Here is a 25,935-nt window from a genome sequence, read left to right on the forward strand (position 1 = left end):
GGTCAGCGGTTCCCTTCGATCTCGGCGGCGACGACCGTCAGCTCGCCCGCCCGCGTGGTGTCACACGTTTCGAAGGTGTCGGCGGCGGTGCGCAGTTTGCCCGGCATCGCCGCGCTCATGGCGTCGAGTCGGGCGAGAGTTTCGGTGATTTCATCGTGGAGCGCGTTGAGCGTGGCGACCGCATACGGCTTCAACAGCAGGCCGTAGCCGTCATCGGCATGGGCGAGGTAACCGGCCGCCTCGAGCGCCTTGGCCACCCCGCCTGCGACGACATCGACCGAGCAGGCCTGCGATCTGATCGCCTCCAGGTTCACGTTCAACAGACTGGTCACGCGCAATCCCTCCGTCGGCGAACCCGGTCGAGTTCGCGGCTCTCGAGCTAGTTGGACGCGCCCGGACCCCTGTCGTTCCCTCGAAGGTGTGCCGGGATGTTGCGGTTCTTACTGCAACCAGGACTTGCGCTGGTAGAAGAGGTCTTCTTCGGAGGGCTCCGCAGGCGCGACGACCCGGTCACGGTCGGGCTTGCGGGTCGCGGGAGCGCCGGGCTCGGACGGCCACGGCGCCACGGGAGCGGCGGGCCCGGAGTGCCACCGCGCCACGGGAGCAGCAGGCGGAGCCGACGACGTCGGATCGAGGTCGGGAAACCGGTCGGTGTACTGGCCGACGATGGCCGCCCCGGCCTCGTCGTCACCGACGATGTCCTGGACCAGCCCGGTGACCTGCTCACGCAAGCGCGCCTGGGCACGATGCGTGCACGCCATGAGCTCGGTCGCCACGGCGGTGGGGTCCATACCGCGTACGGCGGCGGCCAGGGTGATCGCGGTGGTCGACCCATTGGCGTCGACGGTGACGCTGATGCGGCCGTCCGCGGAGGTATCGGTGACGCTCACCGCGGACATCGTGGTGTGCAGCTCCTGATAGCGCCGCGCTTTCGCTTCCAGATCGTCCGCCCAGCGCGACATCTCCGCGGCGGCGTTGTTCAGGTCGTCCATAACGCTGTCCCCCTCCCGCCGGGTGCCCGGCGCTCTGCGACGACAAGGCGTGCCGAAACCCGCCCCGCTCGGATCGCGCCGAGACTACCCGAGCCCTCCGACACGGACTGGCGGACCCGTCAGAACAGGAAGTAGCGCTGGGCCATCGGGAGTTCGGTGGCGGGTTCCTCGGCCCAGACTTCGCCGTCGATGCGGACGGTGAAGGTGTCGGGGTCGACTTCGATGCGGGGCATGGCGTCGTTGTGGGGCATGTCGGCCTTGGTGACGCGGCGAGCGTTCTTGACCGGCACCAGCTTTCGGCGCACGTTCAATCGGTTGGCGAGGCCGTCGTCGATGGCCTGTTCGGAGACGAAGTGCAGGGAGGTGGCCGCGGCGGTGGGGGCGGCGGCACCGAACATCGGGCGTGGGAGAACGGGTTGCGGGGTGGGGATGGAGGCGTTGGCGTCGCCCATCGCGGCCCAGGCGATCATGCCGCCCTTGAGGACCGCGTGCGGGCGGACACCGAAGAACGCCGGTTCCCACAGCACCAGGTCGGCGAGTTTGCCGACCTCGACCGAGCCGATCTCGTCGTCGAGACCGTGCGAAACCGCCGGGCAGATCGTGTATTTCGCGATATAGCGCTGCACGCGGGCGTTGTCGGCGGCGCCGTCGCCGGGCAGGGCGCCGCGGCGGCGCTTCATCACGTGGGCGGTCTGCCAGGTGCGCATCACCACCTCACCGATGCGGCCCATCGCCTGGGAATCGGAGCCGATCATGGAGATGGCGCCCAGGTCGTGCAGGAGGTCTTCGGCGGCGATGGTGGAGGGGCGGATCCGCGATTCGGCGAAGGCCAGGTCCTCGGGGATCGACGGGCTCAGGTGGTGACACACCATGAGCATGTCGAGGTGCTCGTCGAGGGTGTTGACCGTGTGCGGGCGGGTGGGGTTGGTGGAGCTGGGCAGCACGTTGAGATGTGAAGCGACAGTGATGATGTCGGGTGCGTGACCGCCGCCCGCGCCCTCGGTGTGGTAGGCGTGGATGCCGCGACCGGCGATGGCGGCGAGGGTGTCCTCGACGAAGCCTGCCTCGTTCAGGGTGTCGGAGTGCAGCGCCACCTGCACGCCCGCCGCGTCGGCGACGGTGAGGCAGGCATCGATCGCGGCCGGGGTGGAACCCCAGTCCTCGTGCAACTTGAAACCCGATGCGCCGCCACGCAATTGCTCCCACATAGATTCCTGGCTCACCGTATTGCCCTTGCCGAGCAGCACGATGTTCATCGGCCAGTGATCGAGGGATTCCAGCATCCGCGCCAGATGCCAGGAGCCGGGCGTGACGGTGGTGGCCTTGGACCCCTCGGCGGGGCCCGTGCCGCCGCCGATGAGGGTAGTGATGCCGCCGCCGAGGGCTTCGTCCATCAGCTGCGGGCAGATGAAGTGGACGTGGCAGTCGATCGCGCCCGCGGTGAGAATTCGGCCGTTACCTGCGATGATCTCCGTCGACGGGCCGACAATGAGGTCGCGGTGCACGCCTGACATCGTGTCGGGGTTGCCCGCCTTGCCGATACCGCAGATGCGGCCGTCGCGGATGCCGACGTCGGCCTTGATGATGCCCCAGTGGTCGATGATGACGACGCCGGTGATGACGGTGTCGGGGGCACCGTCGGCGCGGGTGGCGCGCGATTGCCCCATCGACTCGCGCAGCACCTTGCCGCCGCCGAACACCGCTTCCTCACCGGCGAGTCCCGGTCCGCCACTGCGGTCTTCGGTGATCTCGATCAGCAAGTCGGTGTCGGCCAGGCGGATTCGGTCGCCGGTGGTCGGCCCGAACAGTTCGGCGTAGCGGGCGCGGCTCAGTTCGGTCATCGGCTCTCTCCCGGACGTCGCGGCGAGGCTGCTGCCGCGCAGTGGTTTTCGTGTGACTCAGGCATCGAGGTGTCCCGGCGGGTTCATGCTGATGCCGTAGACCTCGCGGGTGCCGCCGATCGGCACCAGCGAAACCCGCTGCGGCAGACCGGGTTCGAAGCGCACGGCGGTGCCTGCCGGGATATCGAGCCGATGACCGTGGGCGGCCTCGCGGTCGAATTCCAGCGCGGCGTTGGACTGCGGGAAATGCACGTGCGAGCCCACCTGAACGGGGCGGTCGCCGGTGTTGACCACATCCAGTTCGACGCGCACCGCGCCCGCGTTCAGTTCGATCGTGCCCTCGGCACAGAGATACTCACCGGGAATCATGCGCGTCGCCTATCCGATCGGGTGGTGCACGGTGACGAGCTTGGTCCCGTCCGGAAAAGTCGCCTCGACCTGCACGTCGTGAATCATCTCGGGCACGCCGTCCATCACGTCCTCGCGGGTGAGCACCGACCGCCCCGACGACATCAGCTCCGCCACCGTCCGCCCGTCGCGCGCCCCCTCGAGCACGTGATCGGTGATCAACGCGATCGACTCGGGATGGTTCAGCTTCAACCCCCGCGCCTGCCTCCGGCGCGCCAGCTCGGCCGCGTAACTCAGCAGCAACCGTTCCTGCTCGTGCGGCGACAGGCGCATACGTTCTCTCCTCGGCGGGTTGTGGTCGGTGAGCGATATTCTGGCACGTCCCACCGACCCCGCGCCGACCGCAGGCACCGCGACCGGGGACTACCCGGAGCTGGTTAACGAGATGTTAACGAAGGGCCCGGGCGTGCCGATAGCAAACAAACATTACTTACTCCCCTCTTGCTGAAACCTGGTGAAGTTCCATGGTCAGGCACGTGCTCGCCACCGTCGCTGCCGCGACTCTGCTCGCGACCGGAATCGCCTGCGCACCACCACCGACAGCGGAACAATCGACGACAACGACAACGACAAGTCGCACCAAACCGTTTGTCATCGAGCCCGATCCGGTAGGTGACGCGAAACATCAGATCGCTCGCACGGCGCTCGCGCCCGCACCGCCGCCCCCGGCAAAGGCCACGATCCCGCCGTCGGCCCCACCGCCGCCTTCCTCGAACCCCCGTCCCGCTCCCCCGCCGCGGACGCCCGTCGTCGCCCCTGCTCCGCCACCAGCGGTGAGCACGAGCGCCGACGCCGCACCGACCACCACGACAATTCCGCCCACCACGACGCCCGAGGTCACCACGACCACCACTCCGCCTGATGTCACCACGACCGAAGGCTCGTACGAGGAATGCGGTCCGGGCTCCTACGAAAACGCCGACGGCACCTGCGTCCCGACCCCGGAATCCGCACCGTCACCACCACCAGGCGCCACCGCGCTGTGCAACAACGGCGAGTACTCCTCCAGCAAGAATCCCAGCGGAACCTGCTCGAGCAACGGCGGCGTCGCACGCTGGTTGTAACGGTGCCCCGTCAGCGAATATCGCTGGAGCTCACCAACAATCGACCCGTACTGTCGTCGCATGACCGAATGGACCGGACTGCTCAACGTGGTCGACGTGGAAGCCACCTGCTGGCTGGGCGACCCGCCCGCCGGACAGACCAACGAGATCATCGAAGTCGGCATCACCGTAGTCGATCTCGCGACTCGAACCCGAGTGAGCAAGCACGGAATCATCGTGCGCCCGACCCGGTCCACAGTGAGTGATTTCTGCACCGAACTCACCACGCTCACCCAGGAACAGGTCGACGCTGGCGTCGATTTCGCCGAGGCGTGCCGCCTGCTGAAGAGCGAGTTCGCGGCTGCCGAACGCCCATGGGCGAGCTGGGGCGACTACGACCGCAAACAGTTCCGCACCCAGTGCGCGGCAACCGGCGTGGAGTATCCGTTCGGCCCCGAGCACACCAACGCCAAACAAGTCTTCGCCGAGTCCTACGACCTACGCCGCCGCCCAGGCATGGACCGCGCCCTCCAGATCGCCGAAATCCCCCTCGAAGGCACCCACCACCGCGGCGACGACGACGCCTGGAACATCGCCGCCCTGATCGTCGACGTCCTCAACCGCGACGGCTGGCGGGTCACTACGGTCGACTGACGCGTAGTTCACCTACGTCGCATACATGGAACTCGTGGCCTGCCCGACGTTGTTCATGTTCGCCCACGTGATGCGAACCGCCGGATTCGAATGAACTAGCACATCGTATCGAACTCTTCCCCCGAATCGAGGGTCACCTTACATCCCCACCCTATCGGTTGCCAGACAACCATCATGCCATCCAAGTGCTGAATTTCCCCGAACTCGGAAGAGTATTCAACAGATTGTGTCCACTCGATATCTATGTAGCGATCCAACGCCAGCTCCAACAGGGCCCCACCCGGCTCGAACATCACAGTCACATCGTGGGACTGAGCTCGAAGTCTCAGTTTCATTCAACACACCTCCTGTTTGAATTATGCGCGGTGGACCATTCGGGAACTGTGAGCATGGCGGCGAGTTGCCCTTAGCTTATGGAGCCCCCTACTTCTGTGTGGTCGCGAAAAAATATCACCGAAGAGGCAAGTGAGTTGAACTGGAAGTTGGAAACTTCTTCAGGAGTTCGACTTCGGGTTCAGGGTGCAGCGGTCCTCGGTGATGACCACGCTGTCGGGCCCCCATTCGACGGTGAACAAGTTACCGTCGTCACTGCAGTCAGCGTCTCGCACCGGACTGATCACGACATCGCCAGCGGAAGGAACCACAAGCTCCAAGCCACCTGGCTCGAACTTCACCGTAAGCGCCTCACCTGCACTCATGAACCGAAATTTCATCCGGCAGCCTCACAATTCTCTCGGAGCATCCTAGGCGCACACGTCCATTCCCCTGGAATCCTCGACATACAGCTGACACCAGTCTTGGCTGATAACGATTTCCTCGGGCCACCGGTCCAGCGTCAACTCAGCATCCTCGGACCATTCGTCACGCAATGGCCATACCGAAATAGTGATGTAGTCACCCGCCGCGATGATATGTTCTTGGCCGGATGGCTCGAACCGTACGTGCAATTCCTGTTCATGCGCATAGAGTTTGAAATTCGACTTCACAGAATCCCCAAGTTTTGTCCCATTCGGGGCGACCTCATGGAGATTTCAATTCTAGAACAACAACATCCGGCGCGCCGTTACGATGGAACCATCGTCGCAGTTCTTCAGATCCGATAATCCTTGATTCCGTTACACCCACATCAGCAGGTCCGTACACCGATCCTTGACCGCCAACCACTCTTGCGCCGCCGAGGCGACTCCCGATCATGTCGGTGCGCAGGTACCTACACCCGTCGAGTCGCGCGTGCCGTAGATCGGCATCGGAGAGACTTGCTTGTCGAAGATCGGCTTCCGAGAGGTCAGCGCATCGTAGATCCGCCTCCTCCAGAACTGCGCTTCGCGCGTCAGCACCCCGGACCTTTGCCGCAACGGCAGTGCACCCCCTTGCTTCGATCTTCCGTATATCGGCCCCATCCAGAATGGCCCGGTCAAGGTGGGCACCATGCATCCAGGACCGATATAGATCAGCGCCGACCAAACAGACGTCCGACAGATCGGCGCCCATTAGCCACGCATGGACCAGCGATAGCCCCGACAGATCAGCCCCCGAGAAATCCAGATAATCCCCGGCCAATGTATTCTCCGCTTCAGCAGAGACAGAAAGATTCTTAAATGCATGGTGGTCAAGATATTCTTTCAGTGCCACACACGCATCTGTCGACGCCGGCCACTTATTCACTCTACTCATCGATCAGATTCCCTAGTACTCCACATCCATTCATATGGTCGTATATTACCACTCAGGGGACGTCAGTATCAGATTTCTCATATGCGCCTGATATATTTCGGTCACCGGAGGCCTGGCACTCCATCCCGGCCGTGCCGACTCTTGATACCCACACGGCATTTTTACATCTTTCGTCTATCGAGCTAATATTCGGACATGCAGCACACGTGAACGACACCCCCTTCCGCCAAAAGCAATACGCGCCCACGCCGATCACGCGAAACAGAGCACCTGGAGAATGATGTCAAATCGGTGGAGAATTTTCCTGATAGTAGCCACAGCAACATTCCGGGTATCGCGATATTGGTAGTGTTCACGAAACGCCCGGAAGCGGTTCCCTCCACATTTGCCCCAACTGCGGTGTCATTTATCTCGGATCGACACGGCTGGGTGGTCGGCGAAAAAGTCCCATGTAGTGACGCACGGGGCTGCCCGCAGATACAACGTACTGAAGATGGTGGGCGAAGTTGGCAGCGAGATGCCGTACCAACCGTCGGTGAGAAAATCGGCAAGCTTTACATGATCGGCGATTCAAGAGCGTCCGAGGTGCGACCATCCTTTCTGAGACTAGCCATGGACGGCAAAGTCGACCTTTATACAAAAGGCGTAATCGATTCCTTCTGGCGTCCAACCTCCTCGGTTTCGTTGTGGTCTACCGGAAATGATCAGTACGCACAGCTACTGACAGCAAGTTACGGAACTTCAACGTGGGCTTGGACTTCGCATCAACGCTCTCCCCGCGGCGGCGACCTCGCATCCGCCAGGTGGGGTGCTCGTGTTGTCGACGGAGAACTGGTCAAATGGTCCCCGCCCTGTACCGACGACGGCGAAAGACCCACGTCTGCTATCGCGGCATCAGATCGCGCTCTCTTCGTTGTATGCGCACGCAGTAACGAAATGAGCTCATACATCGTTGGATCCGCCGACGGCGGCGAGACCTTTGCCTATATTCACGAAGTCGGTGAAACACAGTTGGATCTGCTGGCCGGATTCAGTGCGGACAGGATTTCTTCTGGACAGTCGGGTTCGCTGTCCTACTCGACGACAGGCCCGGTAGATTGGAAGCGATCTGATTCACAATGGGATCCCATTGCCAAACCCGCGATTCGTCGGCTCACCGGGTCGCCAGGAGCCGTAACGGGCAGCTTTGGCGTGCTACTTATGCACGAGAATCCCAATACTGAATCACTGCGGCCACGCATATACGCAGTACCCAGCGCAGTTGCGACCTATGGTGCCGGCGAGTCTTGGCAAAAGTTCGAGTTTGCGACGCCAGCCATTTCTCCAGGCTGATGTCCGCCAGTATCTATATACCGAGAAGGCCAGGATCACGGAGGCGACGACTGCCGCCACCTCGAAGAAGGTCAAAATCTACTTAGGAGTTCGACTTCGGATTCGGGGAGCAGCGGACCTCGGTGATGACCACGCCGTCCAGCCGCGCCACGATGGTACGTTCGGATGGCTCGAACCGTACGTGCAATTTCTGTTCATGCGCGTACGGTTCGAAATTCGATTTCACCCAGAATCCCCGAGTCGTGGAATAGTGGTCACGTGTCTAGTTCGCGACAGCCTGCAAAAGTTCGCGTTGCAGGCAGCCGAGCTCGAAGCGAATAGTGAAATCGACGCGACAAGCCCTCGAGGACTGCCGATGGCGATCCCGTGTGGCCGTTCCCGTCCTGGCCTTCGTCCTCCTCAGGCGGCGAGGTTCTGGAGGCGGACCTGGCCTCGGGCGACGGTGCGACCTTCGGCGTCGGTGATGACGACGACCCAGAGTTGCTGGCTGCGGCCGCGGTGGATGGGGGTGGCTTCGGCGGTGAGGAGGCCTTCGCGGACGGCGCGCAGGAAGTCGGTGTTGTTGTTGACGCCGACGACCTGGCCGCGGTCGCCGAACCAGACGCCGCCGCCCACGCTGGCGAGGGTTTCGATGACGGTGCAGTACACGCCGCCGTTCTGGATGCCCGCGGGCTGGAACAGGTGGGGCTTGACGTCCCATTCGCCGCGTACCCGGTCGGGGCTGATCTCGGTGAAGCGCAGGCCGATGAGGTCGGTGAAGGTACCTTCCGCGAACTTGTTCATCAGTTCCGGGGTGAGATCGGCCATCGACTGGGACGTTTCGCTCATACCGTCCGGTTTACACCATCGGATCCGGCGTACTTCGGCCGGTAAGACGTTGCGGCGGGCTCCGTCTGGGAAACAGAGCCCGCCGCGGCTGGATGAGGGGGTCGACCGCAGCCCTCGGGACCACCGGCTCATCCGTACGCCGAGTTGAGCATAGGTCAGGCTTACCTAAGTGGTCAACTCTTCGCGCTCAATTCAGCACCGCGATCGCCTCGACCTCGACGAGGTGATCAGGATCGGACAGGGCCGCCACCCCGATCAGCGTGCCGGGAGCCACCGGCGACACTCCGAGTTCCTCGGCCACCCGACCCAGCCCCTCGACGAACGCTCCCATCTTGTCCGGCGTCCAATCGACCACGTAGACGGTCAATTTCGTTACGTCGGCGAACGTCGCGCCGACCTCCGCCAGCGCGATGCCGACATTGCGGTAGGACTGGGCGATCTGGGCGGCGAGATCGCCCGCGCCGATGGTGGCCCCCTCGGCATCCCACGACACCTGACCGGCGATGTACACCGTCCGCGTGGCGGTCGCGACCGCCACCTGGTGGTAGAGCGGGATAACGGGCAGTTCCTTCGGGTTCACCAGGGTGATGGACATTCTCTTCTCATTTCTCTAAGTCACTTGCGGTTCCTCAGTAACCATAAGAGAGTTAGCCCTGACGTGGAAGAACGCACTTTTCCGAAACCGAGGCACCCGATGGTGACCAACCAGCTCAGCACACGATTCACCGCCCGAGAACAGACGCTCCGACAGGTGACTCGCCGGTAGCCAGGCCCCGAGCTTGCTCAACACGATCGCAATACTCCATGATCCCTGTACCTCTATGTTCCGAGGCTTGTGTCGATGGTGAAAGCTCATGTTCTGGGCGTACGACGACCAGGGCTGGGCGCGGCGAGAGAGGCAAGATTTCGTGAGTAGTAGTCGTATTCCCCGGTGGGCCGCGCAGGCGGCGATGTGCGCGGCGGTGGTCGGATCCGCGGTCGCAGCGCCCGTGCAGGCCGAACCACTGTGGCCCGGCGGGCCCGATGTGCCCGGCGTGCCCGCCATCATCCCCACCCCGCCGCCAGAGCCCGTCGTGGCGCCGTGCAGCGAGAAAGCCCGTGCGTGCCTGCAGCTGTCGACCAATAACGCGTGGTTGATGGACGGCGGCAAGGTCACCTTCGGACCCAGCCCGATGTCCCACGGCCGCCCCGGCTACGAAACGCCCCCCGGAGTCTTCAAGGTGGCGTTCAAGAAGCCGTTCCACTGGAGCACCCTGCACAACGCCCCCATGGAATACGCGGTGTTCTTCAACGGCGACATCGCCTACCACATCGGACCCACCGAGGAGCAGTCCCACGGTTGCATCCGATTGACCCCGGAAGGCGCGAAGGCGCACTACGAATGGCTGGAACCGGGCGACATCGTCGAAGTTGTTCCCTGAGTTCTGATTCGGGAAAGGGGAGGCCGGTTCAATCGGCCTCCCCTTTTCGCGTCACCGAGGCGGCCAGTGCGTCGAAGAGCCAGAGTTGGGCGGCGCCGGAGGTGACGGGTTCGCCGGTGAGCGTTGCGGTGAGGTGCCAGTATCGGCGGACTCGATGGTCGGCGCCCGCGGCGTCGGCGAGGAGTTGGCGACGGAAGGTGGGGGTGTCGCGGCGGGCGCGGGCGGTGGCGTGAATGTGGACATAGTGGTCGAGTTCCGGTCCGGGGCAAGGTGGTTGGCGCGCGGCTACGAGATGTGCCGCCGAATTGCAGGCGTCGGCGATGTCGAACAGGAGCCTGCGTTCGTCACTGACGCCGGGGGTGCTGCGGTGCCGGATGGTGTCGTACACGGCGGTGGCGATTTCCGGATTCGATACTGCGGCAATCAGTTCCGCGTAGGCGATCAGGTGTTCATGGTGGGCGTCGGCGGTCAGTTCGGGGACGTTCATGTCGAGGAAGCCGTCGATGGCCGAGGCAGGCAGTGGGGCGAGTTGGCGACGCCAGAAGGCGACGAGCACGTCCCGGGCGGCGCGTGGATCAGTGACGGCGGCAAGCAGATTCAGGTGCTCGTAGTGTGCGCCGGGGGCGGCCGATTCGACGGCGCGCAGTAGTGCCCGGCGCCGGGTCAGCGCGTCGAGTTCGTCGTCGACGGCGACCCGTTCGGCGGCGATCACCTCGGCGATCGACCGGGTGCCGTCCAGCACGTCTTCGATCGCAGGCAATCCGATACCGAAGGAACGCAGACGACGTAACAGCAGAAGCCGATCGACCGCGGAGGGTTCGAAGATGCGGTGCCCGGTAGGCGTGCGGGCGGCGTCGAGAAGGCCCGCGTCGCAGTAGAACCGGACCGTCCGCACCGCGACGCCGGTCCGGGCGGCGAGCTCGCCGATCGTCAGGTACGTGATGCGGGTCACCTTCGCTGGCACCTCCACCTCGGTGGAGCTCCTACGGTACCGACAACGCCCACGCGAAGGAGAACTCGACAATGACCATGAACGAGACGATCTGGAAAGCCGTGGCGCATGAGCGATCGACGCTGGTCGAATTGCTACGCGAGCTGCCGGAATCGGGGTGGGATACCGCGTCGCTCTGCGAGGGGTGGCGAGTGCGGGATGTGGTGGCTCATCTGGTGCTGGTCACCCGGGTCACGATTGCCTCGCTGCTGGTGAATCTGATCCGGGCTCGCGGCAACATCGACCGTCTCATCCGCGACACCGCGATTCGGCACGCCGACCGCACCCCGACCGCCGCGTTGCTCGCCGAACTCCACGCCACCATCGACTCCAGGGCTGTCCCGATCGGCACCACACCGATCGACCGGCTGATGGACCTCCTGGTCCACGGCCAGGACATCGCTGTCCCGCTCGGTGTCGATCGGGTGATGCCACCGACGGCGGCGCGACTGTCCTTGGACCGCGTATGGACGATGGGCGCGCCCTTCCACGCACAGCGGCGGCTGGCCGGATACGCACTGACCACCACCGACGCCTCGTGGACCGCGGGGAACGGCACGCCGATCATCGGCACCGCGGCGGAGCTGCTCATGCTCGTCACCGGCCGCACTACGCCCCAGGATCCGGCCGAACGTTGAGATAGCCAGCGATGCGGCCGACACGAGCGATCCGCAGCACCGTGAGGCGCTGCGGATCGCCGGCTCCGGTCGGTCAGGCGGAGACAGTACCGCGCTCGACAACATTGTCATCGACCGGAACTCCCACTGCTCCTTCGGTTTCCGGTACGGCGGTCGCACCGGCGGGTATCCGGCGCAGCATCGCCACCGCCAGCACCGCGGCCGCGGCCGACAGCACGGCAGCGGTCCACGCGGCGGCGTTCAGGCCGTTGGTGAATGCTTCCCGGGCGGCGAGGACGAGCGAGTCGGCGACGTCGGCGGGCAGTGATTCGGCTGAACTCAGTGCTCCCGGCAGGGTTTCCGCGGCGGTGCCGTCGGCGTCGGACATGTCGGCGCGGTAGATGGCGGCGCCGACACTGCCGAGTAGCGCGACACCCAATGCCACACCCAGGTCGCTGGCGGTGCTGTTCACGGCCGAGGCCGCGCCTGCCTTCTCCGCCGGGGCGGCACCGATGACCAGGCCCGGGATCAGTGCCATGGCCGGGGCGATGCCCGGGTAGAGGATGTAGAAACCGACGATCAGCACCGGCAACCCGGCCACGCTGTCGACCTGGGTGAGTGCCAGGTAGCCGACGGTCGAGAGTGCGAGGCCCGAGGCGATCACGGAGGCGGGGCGGACGCGGCGGGCGATGGCGGGGGTGACAGTGGAGACGACGACCAGCGCGATCGCGGCGGGCAGGATCCACAGTCCGGCCCGCAGCGGCGACTGGGCGGCGACCAGCTGCAGGTACTGGGTGAACAGCAGGTACACCCCGCCCAGGGCGATGGCGGCGAGCATGTACACGCCGAGCGAGCCACTGAAGGTGCGGTTGGCGAACAGGCGCACGTCCAGCAGCGGGTCCGTCAGTCGTAGTTGCCTGCGCACGAAGACCACCGCGAACACCACACCGGCGAGCAGGGTGAGCACCGATTCCGCCGCGAACCCGGTTTCGGCCAGCTTCTTCACGCCATAGACGAACGGCAACAGCGCGGCCAGCGACAACCCGACGCTGATCGGGTCGAGCCGACCGGCCTGGGGCGCACGGTATTCCGGGATCAGCGCGGGCACCGCGAGCACGACCACCAGCATCACCGGCACGCCGATCAGCATCGACGCACCCCACCACAGCGAATCCAGGAGCAGCCCACCCAGCAGCGGGCCCAGCGCCACACCGGCCGACACCGAGGCCGCCCACAGGCCGATGGCGGTGGCACGCTGGCGGTCGCCACGGAACATCGTGGTGATCAGCGACAGAGTGGCGGGCATGACGGCTGCCGCGCCGAGACCCATCAGCGCACGAGCCGCGATCAGCAGGTCAGGGCCGGGTGCGAAAGCGGCCAGCACCGAGGAGATGCCGAACAGCGCGGCACCGGCCAGGAGCAGTCGGCGGCGGCCGAGCCGGTCACCGAGGGTGCCCATGGTGACCAGGAAGCCGGCCATCACGAACCCGTAGATGTCGTTGATCCACAGCAGTTGGCCGCTGGTCGGCGCGAGGTCGGCGGCGATATAGGGGGTGGCGAGGAACAGCACGGTCATGCTGAGGAACAGCAGTACCGTCGGCAGGAGCAGGACCGTGAGTCCCAGCCATTGGCGGGTGCCGGCCCGCTCGGGGATTTCGGACATCAGGTGGTTCCTTTCGAGGACGATTCGAACTGCGCCCCACACTGCCGAGCCGCACTTCGGGAACCCTTCGGGTCGACTCCAGACGAACTCGAGCCGCCGCCGCACCCAGGACCAGGGCCGATTAGGGTGGACGACATGCGTTTCGGAGTGCTCGGTCCGTTGACGGTCTGGACCGACGAGGGGCTGCCCGTGCGGGTTCCCGAACTCAAGGTGCGCGTTCTGCTCGGCGCGCTGCTGGTCGAGCCGGGCCGGATCGTGCCCGCCGATCGCCTCGTCGAGGATCTGTGGGGTACGGCGTTGCCCGCCAATCCGGCGGGTTCCCTGCAGACCCGGGCCTCGCAATTGCGGCGGGTGCTCGGCGACGCCGAAGCGGGCGGGCGGGAGTTGCTGGTGTCGCGCGCCCCCGGTTACCTCCTCGACGTCACCGCCGGTTCGGTGGACTCGCAAGTGTTCGGGCAGTTGCTCCATCGGGCGCGCGACACCGACGACATCGCGACTCGGGCAACACTTCTCGCCGAAGCACTCGCCCTGTGGCGCGGCGAGGTCCTGGCCGACCTCACCGATTACGACTTCGCCCGAATCCCCGTGCTGCGGCTCGAGGAACAGCGGCTCACGGCCGTCGAGGAACTCGCGCAGGCCCGGATCAGGCTCGGCGAACACGACTTGGTCGCCGATGAACTCGGCGAGCTCACCGAACTCCACCCCCTGCGCGAGCGGTTGCGGGCCGCGCACATGCTGGCGCTGTACCGGTCGGGTCGGCACGGGGAGGCACTCGACTCCTATCGGCGGTTGCGCGAGCATCTGGCCGAGGAGCTCGGCCTCGACCCGAGTCCCGAACTCGCCGCGCTGCATCGTGCTGTGCTGGAACAGGATCCGTCGCTCGGCGCGCCCGTGCGGCCCGCGCCCGCGACGCCGGTGACGCCGCGTCGTAACCTGCCCGCGCCCGCCACCACCCTGATCGGGCGGGCCGATGACCTCACCGCGATCGACGCGCTGATTCGCGCCGAACGACTGGTGACACTGACCGGACCGGGCGGCGTCGGCAAGACCCGCCTCGCCCTGGCCATCGCCGCCGCGCATCCCGCGCGTGACGGTGTTCTGTTCGTCGAGCTCGCCGGTCTGTGCCTCGGTGACGACCCGAGCGGCGCGTCGACGACGATCACCGAGGTCGTGGCGGCGGCCTTCGACGTTCGCGACGATTCCGCGGGTTCGAGCCCGTTCCCGGTGACCGACAACGGAACCCAGCTCGACCGTCTCGCCGACGCGGTGCGCGCCAAGCAGGTGCTGCTGGTGCTGGACAACGGGGAGCACGTCGTCGACGCGACCGCCACGATCGTCTCGCGCCTGCTGGCCACCGCGCCCGAACTGCGGATACTGGTCACCAGTCAGGTGCCGCTCAATATCGCGGGCGAGAACATCTGGCCGGTGGCGCCGTTGACCGCGCACACCAGCACACCGACGGTTGCCGAGGTGGAAAACTCCCCTGCCGCACAGCTTTTCGTCGCACGTGCCCGCGCGAGCACGCCCGGCTTCGCCGTCACCGACGACAATGCCGCGGCCATCGCCGCTGTCGTCGCCCACCTCGACGGGCTGCCGCTCGCCCTGGAACTGGCGGCGACCCGGGTTCGCGCGCTCGGCGTGCACACACTCGCCGAACGGATCGAGGACCGTTTCACCCTGCTGTCATCCGGCTACCGGGACGCGCCCGACCGGCAGCGCACCTTGCGCGCGGTGATCGATTGGAGCTGGGAACTCCTCGACGAACCCGAACGCACTGTGCTGCGCCGCCTTTCGGTCCACGCCGACGGCGCCACCCTGGATTCCGCCGAGGCGGTCTGCGACGTTCCAGGTGCCGACGTCGCCGACCTGCTTGCCCGCCTGGTCGACCGTTCCCTGATCATCACGCCCGCCGCCGATGCCCGCCCGCGCTTTCGGGTACTGAAGTCGATCGCCGCCTACGGCGTGGACCAGTTGCGTGAGCGCGGCGAGGAATCCGCGACGCGGCTGCGACATCTCACCTACTACCTCGCATTCGCCGAGCGCGCCGACCAGCACCTGCGCACCGGCGATCAGCGCCGCTGGCTGGCCCGTCTCGACGCCGAATCGGCCGATCTGCGCCGGGCGCTCGAAACCGCCCGCGCCGCAGGACGATCCGCGGACGCGCTGCGACTGGTCAACGCACTCGCCTGGTACTGGGTGATGCGGGGACGGCTGGCCGAAGGAATCCGATCCATCGGCCTCGCGTTGGACATGACCGGTGCGGACGATCCGTTGTCGAACCCTCCGAGCACTGACACCGACCGGGCGTCCAGCGACATCTTCGAGTCGCGCAGGATCGCCCAATTGTGGCGCAGGGCACTCGAACTCGGCGCGGGCCGCACCGCGCACACACCTTCCCCCGAATCAGCCTCGGCACCGTCGCTCCTGGAACTGCGCGCCCGCTGGTATCTCGCGCACGCGCACTTCGGGTTCGCCGCACAGCAGGGCATGGACGACGCGCACGATCTACGCACCGCCTTCGCCGGCCACGGTGACGACTGGGGCGTCGCGGCGGCCTCGGCGTCGCTGGCGCGCGAGGCATTCAGCCGCGGCGACCTGGCCGGGATGTGCGAGCACGCGCAGCGCAGCCGGGACCTGTTCGCACGGGTGGGCGACCGGTGGGGGCAGGGCATCGCCGACTTCCTGCTCGGCAGCTACGCCGAGGTCACCGGCGACCTCGATGCCGCCCGCGAGCATCACCGGGCGGCACTGAGCACCGCCGAGGAACTGGGTCTGTGGACCGAAGTCGGCGAGCGCCTCACCTCACTCGGACGGCTCGCCCTGCTGCGCGGCGAACTCGAGCACAGCACCGAACTCCACGAACGGGCCCGGCGGTTGGCCGTCGACCAGGGACACCTCGTCGGCGAGGAGTCCGCGGAACTCGGGCTCGGCCTGGTCGCCCGGCGTCGCGGTGACCTGCGGGCCGCCCGCGAACACCTCGGCGCCTGGCTCGACTGGCACCTGCGATCGGGGTCGCATTTCGGGGCCGCCCTGATCCTCGCCGAACTGGGCTTCACCGCCGAACTCGCGGGCGATGCCGCCGAAGCCGAACAACTACACCTGCGCGGACTCGACTCCGCCCTGCGCACCGGCGACCCGCGCGCCCACGCACTCGCCCTCGAAGGTCTGGCCGGATCCCGTTCGCTCGCAGGGCATTCCGCCCACGCCGCGCACCTGCTCGGTGCCGCCGACACCTTGCGCCGATCCACCGGCGCACCCCTGCCGGCGGCCGAACGCGGGGATGTCGACCGCATCGAAGCCCGCATCATCGCCGATATCGACGCGGACCGGTTCGCCACCGAACTCACTACCGGCCGGTCAGCAAACCCCCACACGCTGCACCGTCCGGAGTCCGCCGACCTGTCCTGAGCCGACTCGCCACTGCCGAGCATCGACGACCGCCCCTGGGGTGTGCCCACGCAGACCTCGAGTCGGCCCTGAGTCCGTCCGAAGCCCCTCGGCGCACGGTGAACCCATGACACACACCGTGACCGACCGCCCCCAACCCTCGGGGACCGACGGCCGCGAACACCTCGAGGAGCAGCAGTGAGTACTCGCAGTCGCGCCCAAGTCCATACCTTCGCCGATATCAAAGCCGACTTCGACACCATCGTCGGCGCCATCAACTACGCCACCATGACCACCGTCGACGCCAAGGGCAGACCGCGCTCGCGCGTGCTGATCCCGGTCTGGGAAACCGACGCCGAACACCCGATCGGCTGGTTGGGGACCTACCGAACCCCGGTGAAGGCCGCCCACATCGCGGGAAATCCGCACGTGGGGTTCTCCTATTGGAGTCCGGCCCAGAACACCGTCTCGGTCGACACGGTCGCGGAGTGGACCGATGACCCCGGCGAGCGCGCACACGTGTGGGACCTGTACCGGCACGGCAGCCCGCCCGGCGCCGGCTACGACCCGGGGCAGTTCTGGCAGGGACCGGACGACCCCGCCTTCCAGGTGCTTCGCCTCGACCCGTGGCGCATCCAGGTACTGCGTCGCCGCGATCTGGTCAGCGGAGTTCCGGCACGCATCTGGCGCGGTCGACGCCAGGAGAGCAGCGAGTGAAACATCGGCTTGCCACATATCGGAAGCGGCGCTAAGTTACCTGCATCACATCAGGCGCCAGCGCGGTTCGGGGGTCGACCACAGCGCGATCGACCCCCGCTTCCGCCCGAGAAGTCAGCAGGCTCGCAACTCCATGAACAACCACATGCTCCGCGCCGTGATGTCGGCCGTCTGTGCACTGGCCCTCGCCTCGGCGCCCGTCTTCGTCGACGGCGCGCGGGCAGCGGCTGCGCCCGGCGCGCACCTGGTGAGCCGGACGCAATCCGGCCAGATCGCCGACATCAGCGTTTACTCCCCCGCCATGGATCGCACGATCGCGCTGCGCGTGCTGCGACCGGTCGACACCACGACCCCGGCACCGACGCTGTACCTGCTCAACGGCGCGGGCGGCGGCGAGGATCAGGCCAACTGGCCGGGCCAGACCGATGCCGGCGGGTTCTTCGCCGACAAGCACGTGAATGTGGTGATCCCGATGGAAGGCGCGTTCAGTTACTACACCGACTGGCTGCGACCGGACGCGGGCCTGGGAAAGAACCTCGAGAACAACGGCAACAACATGTGGACGACGTTCCTCACCCGTGAGCTGCCGCCGGTGATCGACGCGACCTTCGGCACCAACGGCGCCAACTCCCTTGCCGGCATCTCGATGGCGGGAACGTCGGTCCTCGATCTCGCGATCCAGGCACCGGACCTGTACCGCAGCGTCTCCGCCTACAGCGGCTGCGCGATGACCAGCGATCCGATCGGCCGGGCGTTCGTCTCCCTCGTCGTCCGGATGGGCGGCGGGAACACCGAGAACATGTGGGGCCCGGACAACGACGCCGCCTGGCGCGAACACGACCCGTACGTGCAAGCCCACCGCTTGCCGAACATCCCCATCTACATCTCCGCGGGCTCCGGCCTGCCGGGAGCGCACGACACCCTGTCGAACCCGCGCGTGAACATCAACGGCAAGAACCCGACGTCGATCCTGACGAATCAGATGCTGGTCGGCGGCGGCATCGAGGCCGCGACGGCCTACTGCACCTCGAATCTGGCGCAGCGGACCCGCGAACTCGGCCGCACGAACATCACCTACAACATCCGCCCCACCGGCACCCACTCCTGGGGCTACTGGGAGGACGACCTGCACACCTCATGGCCGATGATGGCGACAGCCCTCGGCATCTAACGCTGCAGGCAGCCGCTACGCCTGACCGACAGCCCCCGCTCCTCGAACGCACCGAGCAGGAGTTGGCCGCGCCGGGCACCCGCGGCAGCGTCGGCACGCGCGAGGTCGGGGACGTAAGTCGCCGCACCGACCACGGATTCGCCGACGAGCGTCCAGAAGCGGCGGGCCGACAGCCCGGAGCAGCGGGTGAGCACCGACTGCAACGGGATCAGCGACGAGGCGCAGCGCTGCGCGAGCCAGACCGCCATGGCGGCCTCGCACGGGAAGGCGACCGCGCCCGGTTCGGGATCACAGTCGACGACGCGGATCGTGGTGTCGGTCAACCCGGCCCAGTCGATGCCGCCGTCGTTGTCGTGGTGGATCCACAGGTTGTCGCGGCCGGGATCCCAGGCCTGCGCGTCCATCACGAACAGCGCGGTGACCCGGCCCGCGACGGCGTGGATGAGCGCGGTGGCGACCACCTCGGCGGCGATCTCGTCGTTGATCATCTCCGCGGCGTGGCGGCGGTACATCAGCTCGACGCGCCCCTCGGACAGGCCGTTCGGGACATGCCACCATCGCCGTTTGCCCTGTCCGCTCATCGCCGCGACGGCGTACACGCGCGGATGCTCGGGTTGCAGTGCTTGCAACCTGGCACAGGCGCGGTCGAACGCGGCGGTGGTGCGGGACGTGGCGGTGGTGACGGGCTCGGACATCGAACCTCCTCGAACGGTTGGTTCCCGTGACGATGATGTCTCGGAACATAGGTTAGGCTTACCAGACTCCACAAGTCGTGTCCGGTTTCGAGGCAGGAGAAGTTCGTCGCCGTGATCCACCCTGGCACCGTCAGACGTCGTCGTCTGACCGGGCTCCTTCTGCTCGTTGTCTTACTCACCGTGGCAGTGGTGGCGAGCGTTGCCATCGGGACCCGCTCGCTCGCACCCACCACGGTGTTCGACGCGCTCGTGCACGGTCTCGGCTGCGACGGCGGCCCGTTCCGATGCCCGGCCCGCTCCACCGCCGAGGAAATCGTGCGTGAGCTTCGTCTGCCGCGCACCGCATTGGCCCTGGTCGCCGGGATGGCGTTGGGCGTGGCGGGCGCGCTCATCCAGGGGTATACCCGGAATCCGCTCGCTGATGCCGGATTGTTAGGACTCAATGCGGGAGCCGGTTTCCTGGCGGCGCTGAGCATCTTCCTTTTCGGTTTCACCGCGCCCGCGCAGTACATCTGGTTCGCCTTCGCCGGGTCGGCGATCGCCGGGGTGATCGTGTTCGGGGTGTCCTCGATCGGCAGGGGCAAGGCGAGCCCGTTGAGCCTGGTCCTGGCCGGTGCGGCAGTCACTGCATTTCTGCAGGCGATGACGAATGCGGTGATCACGCTCGACAACGCGGCCCTCGATACCTATCGGTTCTGGGTGGTCGGCACGGTGAACGGGCGTGAGGCCGACGTGTTCTGGCAGGTACTGCCATTCCTGGTGCTCGGGTTGGCGATGGCGATCGCGGCGGCGCCGGGGCTGAATCTGCTGAGTCTCGGTGACGATGTGGCGCGCGGGCTCGGCGTGGATGTCGGTAAGGCGCGGGCGTTCGGGTTGGTCGCGGTGGTGCTGCTGAGTGGAGCCGCGACTGCGGCGGTCGGGCCGATCGCGTTCCTCGGATTGGTGGTGCCGCACATCGCGCGCGTGATCACCGGGCCCGACAATCGGTGGCTGATCCCGTACTCCGCACTGTTGGGCGGGTTGCTGCTGCTGGTGGCCGATGTGGCCGGGCGAGTGGTCGCGCGACCGGGAGAACTACAGGTCGGGGTGATGCTCGCGGTGGTCGGTGCGCCGTTCTTCATCGCGCTGGTGCGTCGGAAGAAGTTGGTGTCGCTATGAGTGAGAACCCGGCCACCGATTCGGGCCACGCCAACCGGGCAGTTGCCGACCGAGCCGGAGCTGATCGACTGAGCGCCACCCCCACAGCTCGAGTGGGTGCCGGCGACGCAGCCACCGACCGAGTGGGCAACGATCAGCCCGACAGCGATTCGGCGGACGCAAGCAAGCCGGTCCTGGTCGCCGACTCTGCGAGCGCTGAACAGGCAGCAGCCGCGCTGCGGAAGGTGCGGCCCGCGCTGCGGATCGGGTCGGTATCGCTGGTTCTGCGTCCGGTGATGCTCGGCGTTGTACTGGCCCTGGCGGTCGCGGTGTTCGTCCTGTTCTGCCTCGACATCGCCGTCGGCGACACCCACATCCCGCTCGGCCGAGTCCTCGATGTCCTGGGAGGCGGCGGCACCCGATCGCAACGTTTCATCATCATCGAATCGCGATTGCCGCGCGCCCTCACCGCCGTGGTGGTCGGTGCCGCGCTCGGCCTGTCCGGTGCGCTGATGCAGTCGATTCTGCACAATCCCCTCGCCGGCCCGGACGTCCTCGGCATCACCACCGGCGCGAGCGTGGGCGCGGTCGCGGTGCTGGTCGGCAGCGGTGGCGCGACGACCGGGCTGATCGCGACCCTCGGCACACCGCTCGCCGCGCTGACCGGCGGATTGCTCACCGCCGTGATCATCTACGTCCTGGCCTGGGGACGCGGACGCGGCGGCGAACGCGGTGTCACCGGCTTCCGTCTCGTCCTCATCGGCATCGGCGTGAACGCGGTCCTCATGTCCGTGATCAGCTGGCTGCTCACCCGCGCCAGCCTCACCGACGCCGCCCGCGCCCAACTCTGGCTCAACGGCTCACTCAACGCGGCGGACATGTCGAGTGTCGTGCCCGCGATGATCGCCCTGTCCGTCGTGACCGTCGTGTCCCTGGTGTCCGCCCGAACCCTGGCCGCGCTGCGCCTCGGCGAAGAATCGACCCGGGTACTCGGTGTACGGATCCAGTCCCAGCAGGCACTACTCATCGGGGCATCGGTCGTGGCGGCCTCGGTGGCGACCGCGGCCGTCGGCCCGGTCGGATTCGTCGCACTCGCCGCACCGCAAATCGCGCGAATGGCACTGCGCACCCCCGGCGAACCGCTGATCGCCTCCGCCCTGACCGGCGCCGCTCTTGTCGCGGGCGCCGACGTCGCCTCGCGCACGCTGCTGCCGGTGGATCTGCCGGTCGGTATCGTCACCGCCGCGCTGGGTGGACCGTTCCTGCTCTACCTGCTCGTCCGCATGAATCGGAAGGCAACGCTCTCATGACAAGCCCCGTCCGCCGCCTCGCCGCCGACGCTGTTTCTCTCGGCTACGGCGACCGGGTGATCGTCGACGAGCTCAGCCTCGACATCGCGCCCGGCGTGGTCACCACGGTTATCGGCCCCAATGGCTGCGGCAAGTCGACGCTACTGAAATCACTCGGCCGCTTGCTGCGCCCACGCGAAGGGCAGGTCGTCCTGGACGGCAAGGCGATCTCGTCGATGAAGACCAAGGACGTGGCGCGAGTGGTCGGCATGCTGCCGCAGACACCGGTCGCGCCCGAAGGTCTCACCGTCGCCGACCTGGTCGCGCGCGGACGTCACCCCCATCAGTCCTGGTTGCGGCAGTGGTCGGCCGACGACGAAACCGAAGTGGCCGCCGCACTGGCCCAGACCGGCATCGCCGACCTGGCCGACCGCACCCTCGACGAACTCTCCGGCGGCCAACGCCAGCGCGCCTGGATCTCCATGGCGCTGGCCCAGGGCACCGACATCCTGCTCCTGGACGAGCCGACCACCTACCTCGACCTCGCGCACTCCCTCGAAGTCCTCGACCTCGTCGACCGCCTGCACGCCGAGTTCGGCCGCACGGTCGTGATGGTGCTGCACGATCTCAACCTCGCCATCCGCTACAGCGACGAACTCGTGGTGATGCGCGACGGCAAGATCGTCGCGCAGGGCAAACCGGCCGACATCGTCACTGCCGAGCTGCTCGCCGAGGTGTTCGGGCTCGAGGCCACGGTGCTCACCGATCCGGTCTCTGGGCGGCCGATGGTGGTTCCGATCGGGACCCGACACGTGCGCGGCGCGGTCGGCTATGACGAATGACACACAGCAAACCCCCGGTTACGACAATCTGTAGTACGCATGTTTGTCGTTGAGCCCGTAAAATCGGTGGGATGGCAGGTCTAGGCGAACTCGAAAAAGCGGTCATGGACCAGTTGTGGTCGGCCGATGAGCCACTGACGGTGCGGCAGGTCCACGAAGCGCTGGCCGCGCGGCGCGAGCTCGCGTACACCACGGTGATGACAGTGCTCCAACGACTGGCGAAGAAAGATCTCGTCGTGCAGCAACGCGACGATCGCGCGCATCGATATGCACCAGTTCACAGTCGAGACGAACTCGTTGCGAGCTTGATGGTCGACGCCCTACAACAGGCCGACGCCGCAGGTAGTCGCGCCGCGGCGCTGGTGCACTTCGTGGAGCAGGTCGGCAAGGACGAAGCCGATGCCCTGCGCGAGGCGCTCGCCAAGCTCGAATCCGACGAAAACAGCGGCTAGACTCCCTGGCGGCTCTCACAATGGAGTGAGCGCCACCTCGCCCCACAACGCAGTGAGCAGAGTCGATGAACGCAACCGCGGCAGTCTTCGCTGGCCTCGCCTTGCTTCTCGCAGGCCCGGTACCAGCGTTGTTGAGTCGCGCTACCTGGGTGCATCGCAGCCCGCGTGCGGCACTCGTGTTGTGGCAGGCCATCGCGTTGGCCGCCGTGCTCAGTGCCTTCGGTTCCGGGCTGGCCATCGCCAGCCTGCTGCTTGTCCCCGGCCCCGACGGTAGGCCGACCACCTCGCCCACTCAGGAGATCGACGCGCTCGGTCTGCCCCTGTGGTCGCTGTATGTGCTGGTCTTCGCGCTGACCCTGATGGTCGGCGCCCGCTTGATTTTCTCGATCGTGCGCGTCGGTGTGCACACCCGACGCCGCCGCTCCCGCCACCGCATGCTGGTCGACCTGCTCGATCAGAGCGGTCCGGTGCGCCGCGCCGCCGATATCCGCGTGCTGGCCGCCACCGAACCCATCGCCTACTGCCTGCCCGGCCTCCGCCAGCGCGTCGTGATCAGCGAAGGCACCCTGACCAGCCTCGACGACGCCGAGGTCACCGCGATCGTGAGCCACGAACGCTCCCACTTGCGCGCCCGCCACGACCTCGTCCTCGAGGCGTTCACCGCCGTCCACGAGGCCTTCCCCCGGGTGGTCCGCAGCAAGGCCGCACTCGGCCAGGTGAAGCTGCTGATCGAACTGCTCGCCGACGACTCCGCCGTGAAGGTCACCGGACCCAAGCCACTGGCCCGCGCCCTCATCGCCTGCGCCAAATCCACCGCACCGCAGGGCGCCCTCGCCGCGGGCGGACCGAGCACTCTGATCCGCATCCAACGGCTCGCCGGGACCACCGGAGACGTGAGAGTCGCCACCGCCGCCTACCTCGGTTCGGCCGCGATTCTGGTCGTGCCGACCCTGGCCGTCGCGGTGCCGTGGCTGCAGGAACTCAGCCGCCTGTTCCACGGCTGACCTGGCGATCCCCGCCTTTCCCGACCCGCCGTTTCGCCTGGCGCGAAGCCCTCCCCGAACCTCGTTTCGCAGCGGAACAGACGTTGCCACAACCACTTACCTGACCAGCCTGTTTACCCACCCGAGGCAGAACAGGCCTATCCTGGGAGACCGGTCCTTCCTGCTGGGCCGCACCCCGCTCACGCCGAGGCGCGTATTCGGGTAATCGGCGCCGATCATCGTTCGGCGCGATTCGCAGCCCAACGAAAGGCCACCTTGACCAACTCTGCCGTGCCCAACGAACCGACTTTCGCCGAACTAGGCCTGCCCGTGGAACTGGTGCAGACCCTGCGCAACGCGGGCATCGACAAGCCCTTCCCCATCCAGGCCGCCACCATCGGCGACGCGCTCGCCGGCCGTGACGTGCTCGGCCGCGGCCCCACCGGCTCGGGCAAGACCCTCGCCTTCGGCCTGCCGATGCTGACCCGCCTGGCCCAGAGCGGGCAGTCCAAGCCCGGCCGCCCGCGCGGCCTCGTGCTCGTCCCCACCCGCGAACTCGCGACCCAGATCGAGAAGGCCCTCGAAGAAGGCGCCCGCTCGCTCGGCCTGCGCGTCGCTTCTGTCGTCGGTGGTGCGCCGATCAAGCGTCAGGCCGACCGCCTCGCACGTGGCGTCGACCTGCTCATCGCGACCCCGGGTCGCCTCGACGACCTGATCAAGCAGCGCAACGCCGACCTCTCGGACGTGACGATCACCGCCCTCGACGAGGCCGACCACATGGCCGACATGGGCTTCCTGCCCCAGGTCACCCGCCTGCTCGACCGCACCCCCAAGCAGGGCCAGCGCCTGCTGTTCTCGGCCACCCTCGACGGTGATGTCGACAAGCTGGTCAAGCGCTACATGCACAACCCGGTGACGCACTCCACCGCGCCCGCCGAGGCCTCGGTCAGCACCATGACCCACCACCTGCTCTACGTGCGCGACAAGAACATCAAGCGCACCGTGGCCACCGAGATCGCCGCACGCGAGGGCCTGACCATCATGTTCGTGCGCACCAAGCACGGCGCCGACCGCCTGGCCAAGCAGCTGCGCGGCGCCGGTGTCGACGCGGGCTCGCTGCACGGCGGCAAGGCCCAGAACAACCGTGTGCGTACCCTGGCGGCCTTCGCCGACGGGTCGGTGCCGGTGCTGGTCACCACCGACGTCGCCGCGCGCGGCATCCACATCGACGGTGTCTCGCTGGTCGTGCACTTCGACCCGCCCGCCGAGCACAAGGCCTACCTGCACCGCGCCGGCCGCACCGCGCGCGCCGGTGAGGACGGCGTCGTGGTCACCCTCGTCACCGACGAGGAGCGCAAGGACGTCGCCGCGATGACCCGCAAGGCGGGCGTGCGCACCGACGGTGTCGACGTGCGCCCCGGCGACCGGAACCTGGTGGAGATCACCGGCGCCCGCAAGCCCAGCGGGATCGCACTGGCCACGCCGGTCGCACCCGCGCAGCCGACCCGCTCGGCGACCGGCGGTGGGCGGACCCGTCGTCCGCGCACCGGCGCTCCTGCCGCCGAGGGTCGTGGCGGCGCCCCGCGCCGTGAGCGTCCGGCGCACGAGTCGCGTAGTCGTCAGCCTTCGGTGAGCGGCGGACACGCCCGCACAGGCGACACGCCGACGAATTCTCGTCGTCGCGCCGCGCGCCCGGCCTCCCCCGCCGGGCACCGCAACCGCTCCGCAAACTGAATGATCGCGTGGCCGAACCGATTACGGTTCGGCCACGCTGCTCTTCCCCCGGTGCCGCGTGAGC

Annotated in this window: 27 protein-coding genes; 14 read left to right on the top strand and 13 right to left on the bottom strand. The window is 67.0% G+C overall.

Translation table 11 applies throughout. The features are described from left to right. Positions 1–2: 2 nt before the first annotated feature. The 5 genes from ACFWUP_RS04985 to ACFWUP_RS05005 all read right to left on the bottom strand — a co-directional run bounded on the left by ACFWUP_RS04985 (position 3) and on the right by ACFWUP_RS05005 (position 3,514). Entirely contained in the window at positions 3–332 is a 330-nt protein-coding gene (locus ACFWUP_RS04985; protein WP_379230817.1) for a type VII secretion target, read from the bottom strand. A 108-nt stretch (positions 333–440) separates the two neighbouring features. After that, complete coding sequence (locus tag ACFWUP_RS04990; protein WP_379230821.1) at positions 441–992, bottom strand: YbaB/EbfC family nucleoid-associated protein; 552 nt, start codon at positions 990–992, stop codon at positions 441–443. A gap of 119 nt (positions 993–1,111) precedes the next feature. Next, positions 1,112–2,833: an urease subunit alpha gene (locus tag ACFWUP_RS04995; RefSeq protein WP_379230823.1), complete on the bottom strand. Its 1,722-nt coding sequence runs from the start codon at positions 2,831–2,833 to the stop codon at positions 1,112–1,114. Positions 2,834–2,890: 57 nt separating this feature from the next. After that, positions 2,891–3,202 carry an urease subunit beta gene (locus tag ACFWUP_RS05000; protein WP_379230825.1) on the bottom strand — a complete coding sequence of 104 codons (312 nt, stop codon included), beginning with the start codon at positions 3,200–3,202 and terminating at the stop codon, positions 2,891–2,893. Between the two features lie 9 nt (positions 3,203–3,211). Then, positions 3,212–3,514: an urease subunit gamma gene (locus tag ACFWUP_RS05005; RefSeq protein ID WP_379230827.1), complete on the bottom strand. Its 303-nt coding sequence runs from the start codon at positions 3,512–3,514 to the stop codon at positions 3,212–3,214. A gap of 191 nt (positions 3,515–3,705) precedes the next feature. Between ACFWUP_RS05005 and ACFWUP_RS05010 the strand changes: the two genes are divergently transcribed. Then, complete coding sequence (locus ACFWUP_RS05010; RefSeq protein ID WP_379230829.1) at positions 3,706–4,305, top strand: DUF3761 domain-containing protein; 600 nt, start codon at positions 3,706–3,708, stop codon at positions 4,303–4,305. A gap of 60 nt (positions 4,306–4,365) precedes the next feature. Next, positions 4,366–4,938: an exonuclease domain-containing protein gene (locus ACFWUP_RS05015; protein WP_379230831.1), complete on the top strand. Its 573-nt coding sequence runs from the start codon at positions 4,366–4,368 to the stop codon at positions 4,936–4,938. Between the two features lie 494 nt (positions 4,939–5,432). Here the strand turns inward: ACFWUP_RS05015 and ACFWUP_RS05020 are convergent, their stop codons facing one another. Genes ACFWUP_RS05020 through ACFWUP_RS05030 form a run of 3 tightly spaced genes read right to left on the bottom strand, consistent with a single transcriptional unit; the run spans position 5,433 to position 6,570 of the window. After that, positions 5,433–5,636: a hypothetical protein gene (locus tag ACFWUP_RS05020; protein ID WP_379230833.1), complete on the bottom strand. Its 204-nt coding sequence runs from the start codon at positions 5,634–5,636 to the stop codon at positions 5,433–5,435. A gap of 45 nt (positions 5,637–5,681) precedes the next feature. Beyond that, on the bottom strand, positions 5,682–5,924 hold the full coding sequence (locus ACFWUP_RS05025; RefSeq protein ID WP_379230835.1) for a hypothetical protein: 243 nt from the start codon (positions 5,922–5,924) through the stop codon (positions 5,682–5,684). Between the two features lie 34 nt (positions 5,925–5,958). Then, positions 5,959–6,570 (bottom strand): pentapeptide repeat-containing protein, encoded by a 612-nt coding sequence (locus ACFWUP_RS05030; RefSeq protein ID WP_379230836.1) that lies wholly within the window; start codon positions 6,568–6,570, stop codon positions 5,959–5,961. A 978-nt stretch (positions 6,571–7,548) separates the two neighbouring features. Here ACFWUP_RS05030 and ACFWUP_RS05035 point away from each other — a divergent pair. Next, the gene (locus tag ACFWUP_RS05035; protein WP_379230838.1) at positions 7,549–7,944 is read left to right on the top strand and encodes a hypothetical protein; all 396 of its coding nucleotides are present in this window, start codon (positions 7,549–7,551) and stop codon (positions 7,942–7,944) included. Positions 7,945–8,343: 399 nt separating this feature from the next. On the opposite strand, the gene ACFWUP_RS05040 is transcribed toward ACFWUP_RS05035, so the two are convergent. After that, entirely contained in the window at positions 8,344–8,751 is a 408-nt protein-coding gene (locus tag ACFWUP_RS05040; protein WP_379230968.1) for a PaaI family thioesterase, read from the bottom strand. Positions 8,752–8,959: 208 nt separating this feature from the next. Continuing rightward, positions 8,960–9,367, bottom strand: a complete 408-nt coding sequence (locus ACFWUP_RS05045) for a RidA family protein (protein ID WP_379230839.1) — start codon at positions 9,365–9,367, stop codon at positions 8,960–8,962. A gap of 313 nt (positions 9,368–9,680) precedes the next feature. Between ACFWUP_RS05045 and ACFWUP_RS05050 the strand changes: the two genes are divergently transcribed. Beyond that, positions 9,681–10,193 (top strand): L,D-transpeptidase, encoded by a 513-nt coding sequence (locus ACFWUP_RS05050; protein ID WP_379230841.1) that lies wholly within the window; start codon positions 9,681–9,683, stop codon positions 10,191–10,193. Between the two features lie 28 nt (positions 10,194–10,221). On the opposite strand, the gene ACFWUP_RS05055 is transcribed toward ACFWUP_RS05050, so the two are convergent. Beyond that, a complete protein-coding gene (locus ACFWUP_RS05055) occupies positions 10,222–11,145 on the bottom strand; it encodes a MerR family transcriptional regulator (RefSeq protein ID WP_379230842.1) in 924 nt (307 codons plus the stop codon). 71 nt (positions 11,146–11,216) lie between these two features. Here ACFWUP_RS05055 and ACFWUP_RS05060 point away from each other — a divergent pair, with 71 nt between their 5' ends. After that, positions 11,217–11,822 carry a maleylpyruvate isomerase family mycothiol-dependent enzyme gene (locus tag ACFWUP_RS05060; RefSeq protein ID WP_379230844.1) on the top strand — a complete coding sequence of 202 codons (606 nt, stop codon included), beginning with the start codon at positions 11,217–11,219 and terminating at the stop codon, positions 11,820–11,822. 73 nt (positions 11,823–11,895) lie between these two features. On the opposite strand, the gene ACFWUP_RS05065 is transcribed toward ACFWUP_RS05060, so the two are convergent. Then, positions 11,896–13,464: an MFS transporter gene (locus ACFWUP_RS05065; protein ID WP_379230846.1), complete on the bottom strand. Its 1,569-nt coding sequence runs from the start codon at positions 13,462–13,464 to the stop codon at positions 11,896–11,898. A gap of 135 nt (positions 13,465–13,599) precedes the next feature. On the opposite strand from ACFWUP_RS05065, the gene ACFWUP_RS05070 reads away from it, so the two are divergent. The 3 genes from ACFWUP_RS05070 to ACFWUP_RS05080 all read left to right on the top strand — a co-directional run bounded on the left by ACFWUP_RS05070 (position 13,600) and on the right by ACFWUP_RS05080 (position 18,739). Further along, complete coding sequence (locus ACFWUP_RS05070) at positions 13,600–16,872, top strand: BTAD domain-containing putative transcriptional regulator (protein WP_379230848.1); 3,273 nt, start codon at positions 13,600–13,602, stop codon at positions 16,870–16,872. A gap of 177 nt (positions 16,873–17,049) precedes the next feature. Continuing rightward, on the top strand, positions 17,050–17,568 hold the full coding sequence (locus ACFWUP_RS05075) for a pyridoxamine 5'-phosphate oxidase family protein (protein ID WP_379230850.1): 519 nt from the start codon (positions 17,050–17,052) through the stop codon (positions 17,566–17,568). Between the two features lie 133 nt (positions 17,569–17,701). Next, positions 17,702–18,739 (top strand): alpha/beta hydrolase, encoded by a 1,038-nt coding sequence (locus tag ACFWUP_RS05080; protein WP_379230852.1) that lies wholly within the window; start codon positions 17,702–17,704, stop codon positions 18,737–18,739. On the opposite strand, the gene ACFWUP_RS05085 is transcribed toward ACFWUP_RS05080, so the two are convergent. Then, on the bottom strand, positions 18,736–19,434 hold the full coding sequence (locus ACFWUP_RS05085; protein WP_379230854.1) for a hypothetical protein: 699 nt from the start codon (positions 19,432–19,434) through the stop codon (positions 18,736–18,738). The two genes, ACFWUP_RS05080 and ACFWUP_RS05085, sit on opposite strands and share 4 nt — an antisense overlap. A 111-nt stretch (positions 19,435–19,545) precedes the next feature. On the opposite strand from ACFWUP_RS05085, the gene ACFWUP_RS05090 reads away from it, so the two are divergent. The 6 genes from ACFWUP_RS05090 (at position 19,546) to ACFWUP_RS05115 (ending at position 25,871) form a co-directional block, all read left to right on the top strand. After that, the gene (locus ACFWUP_RS05090) at positions 19,546–20,592 is read left to right on the top strand and encodes a FecCD family ABC transporter permease (RefSeq protein WP_379230855.1); all 1,047 of its coding nucleotides are present in this window, start codon (positions 19,546–19,548) and stop codon (positions 20,590–20,592) included. Next, on the top strand, positions 20,589–21,881 hold the full coding sequence (locus ACFWUP_RS05095; RefSeq protein WP_379230857.1) for a FecCD family ABC transporter permease: 1,293 nt from the start codon (positions 20,589–20,591) through the stop codon (positions 21,879–21,881). The genes ACFWUP_RS05090 and ACFWUP_RS05095 overlap by 4 nt, the downstream gene beginning before the upstream one ends. Further along, positions 21,878–22,702, top strand: coding sequence for an ABC transporter ATP-binding protein (locus ACFWUP_RS05100; RefSeq protein WP_379230859.1), 825 nt, complete (start codon positions 21,878–21,880; stop codon positions 22,700–22,702). Before ACFWUP_RS05095 ends, ACFWUP_RS05100 begins: the two co-directional genes overlap by 4 nt. A 71-nt stretch (positions 22,703–22,773) precedes the next feature. Then, positions 22,774–23,154, top strand: a complete 381-nt coding sequence (locus ACFWUP_RS05105; RefSeq protein WP_379230861.1) for a BlaI/MecI/CopY family transcriptional regulator — start codon at positions 22,774–22,776, stop codon at positions 23,152–23,154. 65 nt (positions 23,155–23,219) lie between these two features. Further along, on the top strand, positions 23,220–24,158 hold the full coding sequence (locus ACFWUP_RS05110) for a M56 family metallopeptidase (protein WP_379230863.1): 939 nt from the start codon (positions 23,220–23,222) through the stop codon (positions 24,156–24,158). A 255-nt stretch (positions 24,159–24,413) separates the two neighbouring features. Further along, positions 24,414–25,871 carry a DEAD/DEAH box helicase gene (locus ACFWUP_RS05115; RefSeq protein ID WP_379230865.1) on the top strand — a complete coding sequence of 486 codons (1,458 nt, stop codon included), beginning with the start codon at positions 24,414–24,416 and terminating at the stop codon, positions 25,869–25,871. Positions 25,872–25,935 lie beyond the last annotated feature (64 nt).

Source organism: Nocardia sp. NPDC058658, assembly GCF_042716665.1.
In the GTDB taxonomy this organism is placed as follows: Bacteria; Actinomycetota; Actinomycetes; order Mycobacteriales; family Mycobacteriaceae; genus Nocardia.